We start from the raw sequence: 16,458 nt of genomic DNA, 5'->3' as shown, positions 1-16,458 counted from the left end.
ACAAAATAATTCCAATATTTTTAATCATAGTACCATGAATTAAACGTTTTTATTCTAATATATTTTTCCGGTAAAACATAACATAACTAAAATTAAAGTCTATATTCAGGGGAATTACTATCATACAGATATAATTATTAAATAATAAAGAGATATAGAATTATATGCCCATATAACCATATTACCATAAAATATTTATTGCGATTTATAATATAATTGGTAAAAACAACCATCATTTTGGATGATAATATATACAAAGAACTTATTGATGAATCTATAGAAAGATATGGTACATAAAAAAAACTTTCTCTATTAATAAACGAAAAATTAAGGAACTGTAATAAAAATAAAAACATAGAAAAAGATAAACTCAAATTGACATATAGGCTTGGGAGAAAATTAACAAATACTGAAATAGACAAAGCAAATGAGGAATACAGGGAAAAACAGGACGGAAGCCATAATAGATACAAATGTATTAATCTATGAATTCATTGAGGATTCGGAATACCACAATGATGTAAAGAGGTACTAAATAAAATAGGCATTATAATAATACCAGAAATGGTTATAAATGAATTTATATATGTTTCATCAAGAATTGGTGTTCCTTTTAAAATTATAAAAAATAAGATTGTTGAAATTCATAATTCTTATCAATCAGAGGTAATAGAAATAAAAAATGATTATATTATTAATATAATAAATAATTCAAATAATATTTACGAATTCAAAAATTTCAATGATATAATAATATCATTTATATCAAAAATTAATAATGTACCCTTATTCACATTTGATAACAATTTAAAAAAATATTGCACTAAAAATAAAATTAAATTGCCTAAATAATACCATTTCTTATTTTTATGCCCAATGTATCTGCCGGCAAGAATTCAGTAAATGGTGTGAATGTAAATTCCGGAAAAATTATTATAAACCAAGCCTAATGAATCAATGGAATTTATATGGTTTAATCCTGCTATCTGTTCATTTTTAAGACTATTTTTATCCATATCATAGCTAAATTTAAACCAATGTAGGCATGTATACTCAACAAAATGCCATCTTTTTAATATTAAAAATACTTATTCCCTGCTCGAAAGATATAAAAGGCCATGCCAAATATATTATAATATGAATGGCAATACCTCAAATGTTTATATAATAGATGCAAAGAGAACCCCTATAGGTAAAAGAAATGGCGCTCTTAAGGATGTGCATCCAGTTGACCTCCTTGGAAATCTGACCCGTGAGGTACTGGATTATAATTCAATAGACCCAGAAAATGTTGATGAATTTATAACAGGCTGTGTAAGCCAGACCGGCAATCAGGGAGGAAACATAGCCAGAAATGCATGGTTATCTGCGGGATTACCTGAATCTGTCCCGGGTGTTTCAATTGACAGGCAGTGTGGTTCAAGCCTTCAGGCCCTCGAATTTGCAAGGAATGGAATTATGTCCGGGGATTATGATATTGCGATAGCCTCAGGTGTGGAATCCATGACAAGGGTGCCAATGTTAAGCACCATCGAAAAGGAGAATCCAATAACAGAGGGTTTAAGAAAAAGATATAATCTCGGCAATGAGTGGTTCAGCCAGGCATACGGTGCCGAGCTTATAGCAAAGAAGTTCAAAATATCCAGACAGGAGATGGATTTACTGAGCTATGAAAGCCATATCAGGGCCACAAAGGCCAGAGAATTACTTAAAAAGGAAATGATCCCAGTAAAATATAATGGAAATACCATACTTGATTATGATCAGGGTGTGCGTGAAAAACCCGATCTTGAAAAAATGAATGAACTCCCACCCGCATTCCCCAATTTAAAGATGATTACTGCAGGCAATGCAAGCCAGATATCTGATGGTGCTAGTGTGGCAATTCTTGCATCTGAAACTGCAGTTGAAAAGTACAACCTGAAGCCAAGGGCTGTGGTAAAAAACGTTACAGCTGTTGGTGTTGATCCGGTAACCATGCTCACAGGCCCAATTCCTGTCACTGAAAAAGTTCTAAAGAGAACAGGATTAACACTGGATGACATAGATGTTTTTGAGGTTAACGAGGCATTTGCATCGGTTGTTTTGGCATGGGAAAAGGAATTATGTGTGGATCATGATAAAGTAAATATAAACGGGGGTGCAATAGCACTTGGGCACCCACTGGGTGCAACTGGCACCAGGATAGTTTCAACCCTTCTTAATATAATGGATGATAAAAAATACAGATATGGCTTGATAGCCATATGCGAGGGTGGTGGTATGGCCAACGGTGCAATTATAGAGAGATTAGAATGAGTAGTTTACTTAAATGCCATAAACCTATAATTATTCTATATTTTTCCGTTTTTATTTTTATATTATTCGAAAATTAACTATACGTACATTTACATTTAACTATTTAGACTTGATATTTTCTAATTTCTTTTTTGTTATTGATATATTATGCATTTACTATACAATTAATGGAGTTTATTATTAATTTAATCTATCTAATTTTTTAACCGGTTATAATAAATAGCATAATTCATTCTATTTAACTGTTAATTTAAAATAAATTCACTTAAAAAATTTTTATATTATCAAAGAAGATTTGTATGTTTATGTTTTAAAATATACAATAATAATTTTATAATAAGAAGCAAATAATTTATTAATTGCTAAATATAATTAGGAAAATTAATAGAAGGAAGGCTAATAGACTAATTTATACATAAATTGAAATGCTTCATTTAGTTTGCTTTAATTTATATTTGTTGATAACTGTATTCAATTAAGTTTGATTATCAAATAAAAACAATTTACTCCTAAATTTATCCTTTAATATTGATAGGATGTAAAAATTAGAGTAATTCAAAATTATTATATTTATATTGTGCAATAATGAAATATGAAAAATTTAATGAAACAAAAAATGAAAAATAATCAGCTTGTGCTAGGTTCATGGATAACTATTCCACATCCAGAGGTAGTTGAAATTCTCTCAATGAATGATTTTGATTGGTTTCTTTTTGATATGGAACATGCACCAATAACTGTTGAAATTCTTGAGAATCTTTTAAGGGCTAAATCGGAAAAGATAACTTCTATTGTAAGAGTGCCAAAAAATGATCTGGTTTATATTAAACAGGCACTGGACATTGGAAGCTGTGGTGTTATGGTTCCAATGGTTAATGATGTTAAAGAAGCTTCAATGGCCGTTTCTTATAGCAAGTATCCACCCATTGGCATACGGGGTACAGGTGCGAGAAGGGCTTCCGGATATTATATAAAACAAGATGAATATCTTAAAAATGCAAATGCCGAAACCACGGTAATTGTACAGATAGAGACTGCTCAGGCAGTAAATAACTTTGAATCTATTATTTCAAAAGATGGTGTAGATGGATGGTTTATTGGACCTAACGATCTAGCTGCCTCTCTTGGACATTTAGGCGATCCATCATCCCCCGTTGTAATGGAAGCCATGGACAGAATGCTAAAAATCGGTAAAAAGGTGGGAAAACCTGGTGGCACACTGGCATTCAATGTAAAACAGGCTAAGGCATTAATTAAAAAAGGTTTTACTATAATGGCAGTAAGTTCTGATGATTTTCTTATTTATAAGGCCGCAAATGATCTTCTTAAGTCGTTTATTTACTGACAATTGTTTTTTAAAAATATACAATCCTAGCCAAATGGATTCAAAATATTGGATGGCTCTTTTTAACACTATATAGATTTAAAGTACTCAAAAGGAATTTATTTAAATAATAGAAATACACTAGAATAAATTATAAAGCATAGTAAATGTAAATTATTTAAGAATTTTGTCTTAACAATTATTATTTTGCGTAATAAAAACGTGAAATAAGTTTTATATTATTATATTTTTTGTATAAAATCATTAATTATATTTTATTTTTTGAATTTTTACTGACAGAATTGATTTTTTATATAATCGTTATAAAACCTTTCTTTGACTGAAAAATCTTTGTATAAATTATTACAATCAAATACTACATGAAAGATTATAATGTAATTATATCTCACAATAAAATTTAAATAGTGGAGTCCATTTAATGTTTTTATGGTTGATGACAGTATAGACCCCAAAAAAGTTATAAGTAAACTCGACTCGCTTCCAGGATGGAGCCTATCATATATCTTTATTGGAATTCTTGGTGTGGGCTATTTTTTTACGTTTTATGATATATTTAATATAAACGTTTCCTTTGTGCAAACCGCCGTTGAAATAATACCAAATACACTTTCAATTACAGGTCCTAAGTTTTCTTACATAGAAGAATTACTGGGCTATGCCACACTTATACAATTAATAGGATATGCCATTGGAACCCTAATACTAAGCCCACTTTCAGATAAATATGGAAGGAGGGATATGCTGTTAATTACCATGTCACTGGCTGCAATAGGCTCCTTAATCACCGTATTTACCCAAAACTTTATTGAATTTTCAGCAGCCAGGTTTATAACAGGACTTGGTATAGGTGCCGATATAGCAATAGTCTATACCTATGTTAGTGAGGTTTCACCAATAGGCAAGAGGGCTGCTTACGGTTCCATTATTTTTTTATTTGCTGCACTTGGTTCGATTACTGCCGTGTGGTTGGGGCTTTATCTTACAACTCCCGCAGCCCCTATACCATTGGGACTGCCTTTTGCAATAGGTGGCCCAGGTAAATTTGGTGGGGTAATTGGATGGAGATTAATGTATGTTGTTGGTGCCGTTTTAGGGCTTATTGGTGTCTTACTTAGATTTGAACTGCCAGAATCTCCAAGATGGCTTGTATCCAAGGGTAGAATAAAGGAGGCAGACAATATAGTAAATAATATGATGGAAAGAATTAAAAAGAGAACTGGTAAGGACATAAAAATTCTTGACAATATAAATGTAAATGTTGTTCCTAATGCATCTCCATATCGGGAAATTTTGGGTAATAAAATGTACTTAAAAAGACTTGTGATGCTTCTATTTATTTGGTTTATAGGCTATATGGCAGTTTACATACTTGCTGCCGGATTTACAGGAATACTCGGATCCATAGGGTATACATATGCGGGAGGGGGATTTGTTGTTGCTGTAGGCTCATTTGGTTTTATTGCAGCAGCCATTATACCTACCTATTTTGGTGAGCACCTACATAGGAGGGAGTGGCTCCCCATAGGCGCAACAATAACATTAATTGGAGGACTTATGATTGCATTTAGTGGAAAAACATTCTTTCTTTCTGCTCTGGGGGCAATAATAGCATTTTGTGGATTCAACATCTGGGTTCCTGTAATAGAGGTATGGACAACTGAAAATTTTCCAGCCAGATCAAGAACAACTGGTTTCGCCTTTGTTGATGGTGTTGGTCACATAGGAGGTGGTGCAGGTGTTCTTCTTGTTGCCTACCTGTTATTATTAAGCGTATCTCCGGTAATCATTTTTATAATGATTGCAGTATTTCTCTTCATACCATCGGCAATAGCCAGATTCGGTGTTAAGACAAACAGGGCGAGAATGGATGAGATATCACCATAAATTTGAACAATAAATAAATAAAATAAAAGCATTTTATTTTATGGTTTCATATACAAAAAAAATTTTAGAATTCCTGAAAAGTTCAGGCATTAATGATATTTTTATGGTATCCGGGACTGATTATGCGTCATTCATAGAAGAATATTCAAAAGGGGGTGATTTCCCCAATCTTATTGTTATTCCACATGAAATTACAGCTGTTTCTGCAGCACTAGGGTATTCCATGTCAAGTAAAATTGGTGTGGCATTTATTCATACAACCCCAGGAACTGCCAACTCTATAGGTATAATTATGAATGCATATTCTGCAAGAAGACCATTACTCATTATAGCGGGCCGGAGCCCAAATACGCTGAAAGGGGATGCATCAAGGAATTTAAGAATACATTGGGGTCAGGAAGCAAAAGATCAGGGTGAAATGGTGCGGCAGTGGGTTAAATTTGAATTTGAAATTCGTGACAGGTCGCAGGTAATTCAAACATTAAAAAGGGCCATAAGGATAGCAGAAGAAGAGCCTGCAGGTCCTGTATATATAAGCATTCCACGTGAAATAACTATAGATGAGGCTTTATAGGTGAGTTATATGTTTTATAATGATTTAAAGAAAGCTGAAAAAATGATAGAGGATTCAAAAAATCCAGTTATTATTCCATGGAGGTCTGGTAGAAGGCTGGAATGGTTTTACTCCATAATAAACTTTGCCAATGAATATGCAATACCTGTAATTAATTATGCCGGTGAAGTTTTGAATTACCCTTCTAATATGCCTATGGCGGTGGATGAATATAATCTTGAAGATGTTGATTTAATTTTAAATATAGAAAACGGGATTCCCTATTTTCCCAGATATAATGATGTTAATTGTAAAATAATAACAATTGATACTGAGCCCCTATATAATAATATTCCATATCTTGGCATTGATTCAGACATTATTTTAAGGGGCGATATCTCATTAATACTTAATTCCCTTAAACCAAAAATAGAAAAAGGCATAATAGAAGAGAGAAAAAATAAAGTAAGGGAAATTAAGGAATTACAGAACCGCTCTAAAAATGAGGAAATTCAAAGATTATCAAAGGAGAATACTATAAACCCCAGATATCTTTCATGGAAAATAGGTAAATTAGACATGCCGGTATTTACAGACTATCAGGTAAATCCAAAGTATAGCTTACCTAACAAATTTTCATCATATTTTAGCATTCCAGATGCGGGTTATCTTGGTTGGGCCATGGGAGCAGCAGTGGGGTATAAAATAGCCACAGGTATTGATACTATTGCGGCTGTTGGTGATGGTTCATTCATTTTTGGAGTTCCCACTGCATTTGGATATGCAGCAAAGGATTTCCCTGTATTATGCATAATTTTTGACAATTCACAATGGCTTGCTTCTGCTGAATCCGTAAAGGATGTATTTAAAAACAGTCATGCATGGAAAATAAATAAATTTCCCGGTGCCGATTTAAAAGACTACAACTACGGGGACGTGATTAAAATATTTGGAGGGGAGAACATAATAATTGAAAGACCTGATGAAATTGATGAGGGTATTAAAAAGGGGATAAATATTCTTAAAAAGAAGAAAAAACCTGTTGTATTGCAGTGCAAGGTTGATAAAACAAGATAAAATTATACTATAGCAAGTGGAGATACTGGAGATGCTGTGGCACCTTTTATTAGTAATGGTGAGCAAATGAATGCGAATTCATAGATTTTATCCCTGCTTAGTTCATCCAGTTTTATATTATCTATAAGTCTTATACCTGATTTTGCTATTAGATATTGGTGCACAGGAAGCCTTGTATTTTTTAATTCAGGCGGCGTCACCTCACTGGAAGGGGTGTCAGACCCTGATACTGAAATATCTTTCCCTGCCAGAAATTTTGCAAGTTCGTATCCTATTCCAGGAGATGAATCATAATATTTATCATACTCTTTGGGATTTTGAAATAGCTTGGATAAACCAGTATAAAAAAATATGGCATCTCCCTGCTCTAATTTTATGCCATGGCTATTTAAAAAATCTTCAGTTTCTTCCTTTGTGATAGCATATCCTGGTTCCAACTTATCTTTTTTATGCATGGCTGCAACGTCAACCATAATACCTTTTGTTATTATTGGAATTGTTTTTTCCATGCCCAATTTTTTTGAGCCCAGATTTGTCGTATTTTCATAGGCATCTATATTATTAAAAAACTTATTATTATGTGCCATATGATTTAAAGAATCCAGATGCGTTCCAGTATGATCACACATCTCTATTCTGCCAAGAGATGCACCATATTTATTCTTATAAGTTTTGTAATAGTCATTATCATAAACCCTTAGAAGTATATCAAAGAAATATGGTCCATGGGTTAATCTATCTGCCATACCATTAAATATAACATGGGATAGATTGTATACTTTACCTTTTTTAATTAGTTTAAAACTATTTAATATCTTTGTGGAGTTTATATAGTTTAAATTGCCAAGCTCATCATTTTCACCAAATTTTGATGACAAATTAGGATTATCTTCTTCAAACCATTCCATATAAGAATATGGAATAATAATTTAAAAATTTTATGCAATAACTAAATAAAAGTACACAAAACTATAAGCTTTTTTCATTTTTTATCAAAGTTTCCAGTGTACCTATTTTAGACACATTTACTCTTACCTTATCCCCATCCTTTAAAAATACCTTTGAATTATGAACTGCTACACCCGCAGGTGTTCCAGTTGTAATTATATCTCCTGGCCTGAGCATGGTTATTTTGCTTATTTCACTTATTAATTCATCCATAGAAAATATCATATCATTAGTATTTCCATCCTGTCTAAGTTCGTTATTAACATAGGTCTTAATTTCAAAATATAATTCACCTGCATCCTCTATAGGCAAAATAAATGGGCCATATGGTAAACCATAATCCTCAGATTTTCCAAGAACCCAGTTTTTACCATATCTGGGATATTCTACCATCTGGTAATCTCTGATGCTTAGGTCATTAACTATACTAAAACCAAAAATCACAGATTTTGCATCTGCCTTTGATAAATATTTTCCTTTTCCACCAATTACAATGGCTATTTCACCCTCATAATCAAATTTACTTACATTCTTTGGTATATATGCTATTCCTTTATGTGGCACTATACTAGTTTTAAATTTTTGAAAAAAATATGGTGATGATATCTGCGTCATTGATGATTCTGAAGAGTGGGATTTAAAATTTATTGCAGGCAAATATACTCTCTCAACGGGTGATGGTGGCATATAGTTTTCAGGTTCATTAATTTCTATTAAGTCATGAGACTTATAAGTTTTTAGATATTTAAAAAAAAGTTCAGGTTTTTCAGTTATACATTTATCATATATGGATAAATCATCATAATAGAACTTTTTAGCATCATTAAAAACGATAGCAGCTTTCCCTTTTACCATTGCAATTCCAATTAACATGATTAAGAAAAAAGATGTTAGTAAATAAATATTTCTGTACCTTATATATAATGTTATTAACTTATTATCAATACCCAGAATAATTTTTGTGTACTTTATATTCATATAAGTGATCCCCATTATGAGATCTTTTAACATTATTATACAATGTATGAAATTTTATTGATACGGGTATAATGTCTAATAAACATCATTCTTTATAATCTGATATTTAGGTAAGTGATACTAAGCATATCTGTATAATTATAAAGTCACTATTATTGTATATTAATTATTATCATCACTATTAATATATAATTAAACCTAAATGAAAAATTAATATAAAGAAATTGTGAAAACATCATATAAAAGCTATAAATAAATCATAGATAAAATTAAATAAAATTATGTATTAATAATTATCATGGAGTCAGAAGTTGATAAAAGAAAAAAGCTATTTCATGAACTTTTGGATAATAATTTAACAACGTTTTTAATAACGTTTCACCCAAAATATGCACAGAATTTTGGTCTGGTTGATAAGCCAGTATTTACAGACGTTCCAACCCCAATAACAGAACCATTTAAATGGGAATACACTAATATGAAAAAATTGCTATACAAGCTGGGTGATATTTTATCTACAGATGAGGCAGAGAGAAGGCAGGTCCAGCTTGTTAATCCAAGCCTTAAAAAGTTTCCATATTTAGGCGCAATTGCCATATCACCAACAATATTTGCAGCAATACAGCTGGTTAAAAAAGGAGAGGTTGCACCAAGCCATCATCACTCTCCCAACGCATTTAGATTTATTTTAGAGGCTCCAGAGGATGGTGCGTATACAGTGGTTAACGGCAAAAGACTTATCATGCACCGTGGTGATCTTGTACTAACCCCCAGTTATGCATGGCATGATCACAGAAATGAAGGCAATGGAGATGTTATATGGCTTGATGGTCTGGATGCACCGCTTGTGTGGTATCTAGGTGCAATATTTTTTGAGGATTATTTTAAAAAATATAAAAGATCACTCCAGGAAATTACAGAAACTGAAAAGGAAAATGTGTTGAAGTATGGTAATGGAATGTTACCGGAATTTGAAAGAGAGGATTCATATGATCCCCTATATATTTATCCGTACAGCAGGGCAAGGGAAACTTTATTTAGGATCAAAGAAAATTCAAATGAAATGCCAGCTGAGGGGTATGTTATGAGGTACATTAATCCTAACAATGGAAAGGACATATTTCAAACAATGGCATCCAAAATAAGACTCATAAGCCCTAAAAGTAAAACTAAGAAAATTCGAAAAACAGAACATATAATATTCATGCCTGTTGAGGGTGAATGTACTTTAAAACTAGACAATATAGAATACAATCTTAAGGAAAATGACATAGCAATAGTACCCCCATGGGAGGCGTATGAAATAGTAAATAACAATGATAAAGATTGCATTTTATTCTCATATTCAGATGAACCAATTTTCAAGTCATTTGGTCTGTTTAGATCAGAAATTAATGAATAGATTTTAATTTTAATTTTCCCCTGATAAAAAACTTAAAAAACTTTTAAAAATAAACTTAATATTTTATATTATAGGTTAATTAAAATTATTTATAGGATATTTTTTCATTTATTCTCAAGTTCTTTATAGTTGGCTGCCAATTCTCTTAAAGCCCCTTTGGAAATTTTGCCTGTTGGTGTTTTAGGCATTTCCTCTATTATCAATAATTTTTCTGGCCATTTATATTTGGATACGCCTTTAACCTCTAAGAATTTTCTAATTTCTTCAAGAGTCATATTAGCATCACTGGCCGTGCATACAAGGCAGGCAATTTCTCCAAGCCTTTCGTGTTTTAACGGGACCACAGCACATTCTATTATTTTTTCATATGATGACAAAATGTTTTCAAGTTCTATGGCATTTATTTTCATACCACCGCGATCTATTATTTCCTTATTTCGGCCGGCAAAATGTATATATCCGTTCTCATCTTTATATCCACTATCTCCAGTTTTGAACCATTTATTTCCATTAATTTCTATATAGGATTCTTTTGTTTTTATCTCATTGTGATAATAGTATTTAAATAAATTATATCCTCTATATAATATTTCTCCGATTTCATTAACTGCTGCAACCTTACCATCGCTATTTAATATTATTGCATCTGTATCTGGAATAGGTTTTCCTATAGTCTGGCTTTTTATTATTGCTGGATAGGTTCTTAAATTATATATGCCTGCTCCCAATTCTGTCATTCCCCAATGGGGTATTATGTTTCCAATATATTTTTGTGTTTCATAAACTATATTCTCTGTTACAAACATACCACCAGTTCTTACCTCTTCTACAGTATTTGGTATTCTATTAGTTTTTTTAATAACGTTTAATAGATCCACGATCTCTGTGGGAACTAAATATAAATGTGTGACCCCGCATTTTGAAATTAAATCTAAGAACTTTTCAGGATTAAAATACGGTTCCATTATCTGGGTGCAGCCTGCAATTATGCTGCTATGCAAGGATAAAATACCAAACAAATGGGTGAATGGGCTGCCGGAAAGCATTACAGAATTGCTGTTTAATCCTGAATCATTTACAACCTGTACGGCATTTTTTATGAGAGTGTCATATGTATGCAGGCAGGCCTTAGGATGTCCATCGGTACCGGATGTAAAAAATAATCCCATGCTATCATAATCATATAATTCATTTTGTTGTGATGCATCATTAGTTATATTGGAATCTTTATATATTCTTTCAAGAGTAGTATGGCCCGGGATATCCTCTTCTGAACGGAAAATAAGTCTAGGTGATATTCCAATTTCATTTGAAAGCTCTTCAAATAATTTAATAAGGTCAGTATTCTTATACTTTGATTCAGTAATGATAAATGCAGGTTTAATCTCTTCAAGGGCATTCTTTATATCAGCCCTTGCATAGGGCATGTGCATGGTAGATATTATACCTCCTAATTTGGATATTGCAAGGTGTGCTATAAGAAAGTCTGGACTGTTTGGGAGGTGTACTACTGTTATATCCCCCTTTCTATATCCATTTAATGTAAACCAATTTGCTAATTTGTCAGCCCTCCTTTTTACCTCATTGTATGTAATTTTTATGTTATTAAAAATAATAGCTATCTTGTTGGGATTTTTAAGAACATTATTAGAGAATATATCATATAATAGAAAACTTTGATTTTGCATTATATTACACCACATTAAACTTTACATAATTTCCAGTTCATCCCTGTATTCTTTTGGTATTGGTGGTAGTTCTAATTTTAATGACTCGGCTATGCTTGTAACCCGATTTATATAATCGCGCCTCATATCTGTATTTGATCTTTTTTTGATCCCCCATTTTACAAATAACTCATTGTTCTTTGATTTTGCACGGCCAAAAAACTGTAATGTAAGTGGAAATATTTCCTCAAGTTTTTTGTTGATAATCTCCTTATTATTTTTATCCTCTCCAATGAGATCAGTTAAAATTTCCTTGCCAAGTCCTACGTGAAACTTTTCCTCAGGATATGTTTCCTTGGCTACATTTGCTAAGGGTACATAACTGCTGTCAATTAAATCATCTAGTTCAACTAATTCTGCCACGTCACCAAAAGCTTTTATAACTCCAAATTCTACCCATTCTTTCATTTTGTAATCAAATAAAGTTAAAGTTTTGTTCTCATCCCATGCTGCATTTATATCCTGCGCGAGTCTTAAAAAGAGTATATGGTGTCCAAATTCCTGCATTGTATTACGGCTTACAAGCCATTTATAACGTGGTGTTGGTGCTAATCTGATTGCTGGTTCATCAAATACTAGTGCACCCTTAAGCTCATTTGCAACGTGGCTTACTATAACCTTCTTTACAGCATTCTGATATTCCTCATCCATTTTCTTAAATTCCTCTGCATTTAAAATCTTCTTATTAAATCTATCCATACACTCACCTATCTATTTTAGACATATACATAATATCACTCTCAAGCGGGTAAAGCCAGCCAAAATCTTCCCATTTTTTGATTGCTGAATTAAATAAATCCTGAGTTACCTCGCCCTTGACAGTATCAATTATACGGGGCTGGCTAAATATATAAAATTCATCATCACGTATGCCAAATAATTGCCCTGTTATATACCTGCTATCTGGACTTATCAAAAATTTACATAGTTTTCCAACGCTTGCTGGGTTTGCAGTTTTGGCCTTTCTTAAATAATCAACTAGCCATGGCTTATTATCTGGAATTATATCAGTTACTCGGGTATGTGCAAATGGGGCAATGGCATTTACAGTCACTCCATATTTGGCAAGCTCAAGTGCCCAAACACGGGTTAAAGAAAACAACGCACCTTTGGATGCTGCATAGTTTGATTGACCATAATCGCCAATGAGACCGGAACTAGATATTATATTTATAATTCGTCCGTAGAGATTTTTGCGAAAATCTTTTGTTATCATACTTGTTAGAAAAAAATGACCATTTAAATTACAGTCAAGAACCTTACCCCATTGCTCTGGTGTCATATTAAAAACCATTTTGTCATTTAATATGGCTGCGTTATTAATTAAAACGTCAATCCCTTTTGTATTTTCCATTCCCAAATCATAAATTTTTTTAGCCTGTTCAAAGCTATTTAATAATATATTTGTTGGTATTATTTGTGACTTCCATTTATATTTTTTAATTTCTTTGTATATTAAATCGGCATCCTCTGTCTCCCCAGTAACAGATAACCCGGCATCATCCAGTATCAGGTAATCTATATATCCATCAAGCTCTCTTGCAATAGCCAGTCCTATACCACGAGCAGCACCAGTAATCAATGCAGTCCTTGGAAAAAAATCACCATTTTCCATTTACTTCCAAAAATATATATTAAAATTATATTTAAGCATTTCTAATAAAATAAATAATGTCTTGTTATATTTAATAAGTTCTTATTTAATTATCAAGTATATTATCATGTATAAATATGAATAAAAATTTGATAAAAGTATATAAATTAAAATAAAATTTAATGAAAAAACAAAATATATACTAAAAAATAGAAAATATTAATAATCATTATAATTAAATTTGAAAAGAAATTGCATGAATATTTTTATTTTCAAATTTTAATTATAAAAATATAAAAATTCCGTTATTTAATATATTAATTTATATTACAAGGCAAAGATTCTTTGATAATTCTAAATTATACAGGGATAACAAAATAAAGAAAAACGATGTTATACCTTCTAAAACATCATTATACAGCAGTGTAAGCCCAGGGATAATATATTGCCAAAACAGACACTTCAATGGCTAATAAAAACATTTAGAACTATATAGTTCTCATATTTTAAGGCATTAAAGGAATACTATAAAAATCCAGATAAGTTTTTAGGAAAACCAAATATTCCACATTATAAGGATAAAACGGGGAGTTTTTCTTAATCTTTACAAATCAGCAGTGCCATATGAGAGATAATATTCTTACATTTCCTAAAATAATAAATTTATCAGTAAAAACAAGATTGGATGACGATGTTAAATTAAGTGAGGTAAGGATAATACCTCTTGGTAATGGTTATAATATAGAAATTGTTTATAAAAAGAATATAACAGAGCCGTTGAATAGAAAAAACAATGTTATAGGCATTGATATAGGAGTTGACAATACCGTAGCCATATCAAACAACGTTGGGGAAAAACCCAATAGTTGTTAAGGGCGGTCCTGTCAAATCTATTAATCAATTCTATAATAAGCAATTATCCAAATTAAAATCTGTTAATGATATATTAGATAAAAACAATAAAAAATATCCAAGATATACCAGAATGATGAAACTAATAACAGACAGGAGAAATAGAAAAACAAATGATTTATTCTATAAACTATCAAAAGGAATTATTAATTATTCCTTATTAAATAATATTGATACAATAGTTATAGGACATAATGAACTATGGAAGCAGAGTATTAACATAGGTAAGAAGAATAACCAGAACTTTGTTCAAATACCTTTTAATAAACTAATAAAATTAATTAAATACAAGGGAGAGGAATATGGAATAAAGATAATTTTACAGGAAGAATCATAAACTTCTAAATGTTCTTTCCTTGACAATGAGGAAATATGCAAACATGATAAATATCTTGGTAAAAGGATATTTAGAGGTCTATTTAGGACTGCAAAGGGCATTTTAATAAATGCAGACATTAATGGCTCTTACAATATTATAAAAAAAGCATTCCCAAATGCATTTGCAGATGGGATGGTGGGGGTAATGGTTAATCCTGAAAGTTTAAGCATCTTTTAATTATTAGAGATGACAACTTTCAAAGATGGATGTTAATACTGTTAACAGAAATCTTAACCTAATCAATTATAAGGATAATGAAAGGCCATGAGATATATTACAATAGGCATTCAGTAGAGAAGGAGGGCAGCTTTTGATACAGATTCATTATCCATTCAGGAATTAGGGATTACTACCCCGTATATGATAAAAATATTGAATTTAAAATGATAGAGTCTGTACGGAACCATAAGTATGTTCTAATGAATGCTATATATGATTCTTCTGATATACATGATTATATTTTTAAGAATACACATTCTGTGCCTGTTATAGATACCAATAAAAGAATGGGAATTATTGAAAATAAATTAACATATAACAGGAACCTGGAATAGAATTAGGAAAAAGGAATCATCATGGTATAAGTTGAGATGTTATATATAAAGGATATTTTCTGTATTAAAGGAAATATTTGGAATGAAATATATCTGGTATGTGGGAAACAGAAATTATGATGTGTCCATGGTGAAATAATAGTTACATATACCTGCATAGTAGTCGCAAATAAAAATTACAGGAATCTCTGGTAGTAAAATTATATATATCGTGAGTTAACGTATGCTTGGATACTCTTTTTTATTTATAATGAACATTCCATTATAACAAATAATTTCCACAAAAAAATATTTTAAAAAAGAGCAAATAAATGTCTCTACAATTTAAGAATTCTTAATCGCAAATTTAATCTTTTTTATTTAGTATTTTAATAAATTTTTCATCTATATTAATAAGTTTTAATTTTTCCCCATTTTGATTCACCCATCCCCGTATTTCTGAACCTGTTGCATGCAGAACATTATCCTTATATACTTCATATGTTATTTCTATAGTTTTTTCGTTTATTTTAGATATATATGGCCTTATTTCAAAATCATCATCATATTTTAAAGGCTTGATGAATTTAGCACTTACATTCAATATAGGAAGGATAATGTTTTCTGTTTCCATTAACTTCTTTAATGGTATTCCCAAATATTTAAATAGCTCATGTCCAGCTGCGTCAAACCATCTAAAATAATTAGGATAAAAAACAATTTGTGCTGGGTCTGTTTCACCCCATTCAAGATGCTTTTTTATTATTAACATAGTATAGCTCACCAATTTCCAGTATTAATATTTTTCCTTTTTATTCTAACTAACCA

At 31.3% G+C, this 16,458-nt stretch carries 15 protein-coding genes; 9 read left to right on the top strand and 6 right to left on the bottom strand.

Annotation, left to right across the window (positions count from 1 at the left end; all coding sequences use genetic code 11):
* The first annotated feature begins 1,137 nt into the window (after positions 1–1,137).
* From TZ01_RS02515 to TZ01_RS02500, 5 genes are all read left to right on the top strand, one after another.
* Positions 1,138–2,298 (top strand): thiolase family protein, encoded by a 1,161-nt coding sequence (locus TZ01_RS02515; protein WP_048101202.1) that lies wholly within the window; start codon positions 1,138–1,140, stop codon positions 2,296–2,298.
* 634 nt (positions 2,299–2,932) lie between these two features.
* On the top strand, positions 2,933–3,643 hold the full coding sequence (locus tag TZ01_RS02510) for an HpcH/HpaI aldolase/citrate lyase family protein (RefSeq protein WP_169749838.1): 711 nt from the start codon (positions 2,933–2,935) through the stop codon (positions 3,641–3,643).
* A 426-nt stretch (positions 3,644–4,069) separates the two neighbouring features.
* Positions 4,070–5,527: an MFS transporter gene (locus TZ01_RS02505; RefSeq protein WP_048101200.1), complete on the top strand. Its 1,458-nt coding sequence runs from the start codon at positions 4,070–4,072 to the stop codon at positions 5,525–5,527.
* Between the two features lie 40 nt (positions 5,528–5,567).
* On the top strand, positions 5,568–6,101 hold the full coding sequence (locus TZ01_RS09140; protein ID WP_052656697.1) for a thiamine pyrophosphate-binding protein: 534 nt from the start codon (positions 5,568–5,570) through the stop codon (positions 6,099–6,101).
* A gap of 9 nt (positions 6,102–6,110) precedes the next feature.
* On the top strand, positions 6,111–7,157 hold the full coding sequence (locus tag TZ01_RS02500; protein WP_052656696.1) for a thiamine pyrophosphate-dependent enzyme: 1,047 nt from the start codon (positions 6,111–6,113) through the stop codon (positions 7,155–7,157).
* Positions 7,158–7,159: 2 nt separating this feature from the next.
* Here the strand turns inward: TZ01_RS02500 and TZ01_RS02495 are convergent, their stop codons facing one another.
* Positions 7,160–8,065, bottom strand: a complete 906-nt coding sequence (locus TZ01_RS02495) for a cyclase family protein (RefSeq protein WP_048101199.1) — start codon at positions 8,063–8,065, stop codon at positions 7,160–7,162.
* Between the two features lie 61 nt (positions 8,066–8,126).
* On the bottom strand, positions 8,127–8,978 hold the full coding sequence (locus TZ01_RS02490; protein ID WP_048101369.1) for a fumarylacetoacetate hydrolase family protein: 852 nt from the start codon (positions 8,976–8,978) through the stop codon (positions 8,127–8,129).
* 403 nt (positions 8,979–9,381) lie between these two features.
* On the opposite strand from TZ01_RS02490, the gene TZ01_RS02485 reads away from it, so the two are divergent.
* Complete coding sequence (locus TZ01_RS02485; protein ID WP_048101198.1) at positions 9,382–10,485, top strand: cupin domain-containing protein; 1,104 nt, start codon at positions 9,382–9,384, stop codon at positions 10,483–10,485.
* 104 nt (positions 10,486–10,589) lie between these two features.
* Here TZ01_RS02485 and TZ01_RS02480 read toward each other — a convergent pair whose 3' ends face one another.
* From TZ01_RS02480 to TZ01_RS02470, 3 genes are read right to left on the bottom strand one after another with little or no spacing between them, the layout of a single operon-like run.
* The gene (locus TZ01_RS02480; protein ID WP_048101197.1) at positions 10,590–12,173 is read right to left on the bottom strand and encodes a class I adenylate-forming enzyme family protein; all 1,584 of its coding nucleotides are present in this window, start codon (positions 12,171–12,173) and stop codon (positions 10,590–10,592) included.
* Between the two features lie 21 nt (positions 12,174–12,194).
* A complete protein-coding gene (locus TZ01_RS02475) occupies positions 12,195–12,911 on the bottom strand; it encodes a Phenylacetic acid catabolic protein (protein ID WP_048101196.1) in 717 nt (238 codons plus the stop codon).
* A 4-nt stretch (positions 12,912–12,915) separates the two neighbouring features.
* The gene (locus tag TZ01_RS02470; protein WP_048101195.1) at positions 12,916–13,827 is read right to left on the bottom strand and encodes an SDR family NAD(P)-dependent oxidoreductase; all 912 of its coding nucleotides are present in this window, start codon (positions 13,825–13,827) and stop codon (positions 12,916–12,918) included.
* Between the two features lie 603 nt (positions 13,828–14,430).
* Between TZ01_RS02470 and TZ01_RS09705 the strand changes: the two genes are divergently transcribed.
* From TZ01_RS09705 to TZ01_RS09525, 3 genes are all read left to right on the top strand, one after another.
* Positions 14,431–14,679, top strand: coding sequence for a hypothetical protein (locus TZ01_RS09705; RefSeq protein ID WP_048101194.1), 249 nt, complete (start codon positions 14,431–14,433; stop codon positions 14,677–14,679).
* Between the two features lie 115 nt (positions 14,680–14,794).
* Entirely contained in the window at positions 14,795–15,055 is a 261-nt protein-coding gene (locus TZ01_RS09700) for an IS200/IS605 family accessory protein TnpB-related protein (RefSeq protein WP_169749803.1), read from the top strand.
* 425 nt (positions 15,056–15,480) lie between these two features.
* Positions 15,481–15,651 (top strand): hypothetical protein, encoded by a 171-nt coding sequence (locus TZ01_RS09525; RefSeq protein ID WP_156150283.1) that lies wholly within the window; start codon positions 15,481–15,483, stop codon positions 15,649–15,651.
* Positions 15,652–15,997: 346 nt separating this feature from the next.
* Here TZ01_RS09525 and TZ01_RS02455 read toward each other — a convergent pair whose 3' ends face one another.
* On the bottom strand, positions 15,998–16,402 hold the full coding sequence (locus TZ01_RS02455; RefSeq protein ID WP_048101193.1) for a thioesterase family protein: 405 nt from the start codon (positions 16,400–16,402) through the stop codon (positions 15,998–16,000).
* Positions 16,403–16,458: the final 56 nt, after the last annotated feature.

The sequence above is a fragment of the Acidiplasma sp. MBA-1 genome, from assembly GCF_000949015.1.
GTDB classification, from domain to species: domain Archaea; phylum Thermoplasmatota; class Thermoplasmata; order Thermoplasmatales; family Thermoplasmataceae; genus Acidiplasma; species Acidiplasma aeolicum.
Note: the sequence above shows the minus strand (reverse complement) of the source record. Positions and strands in the feature narration are given on the sequence as shown.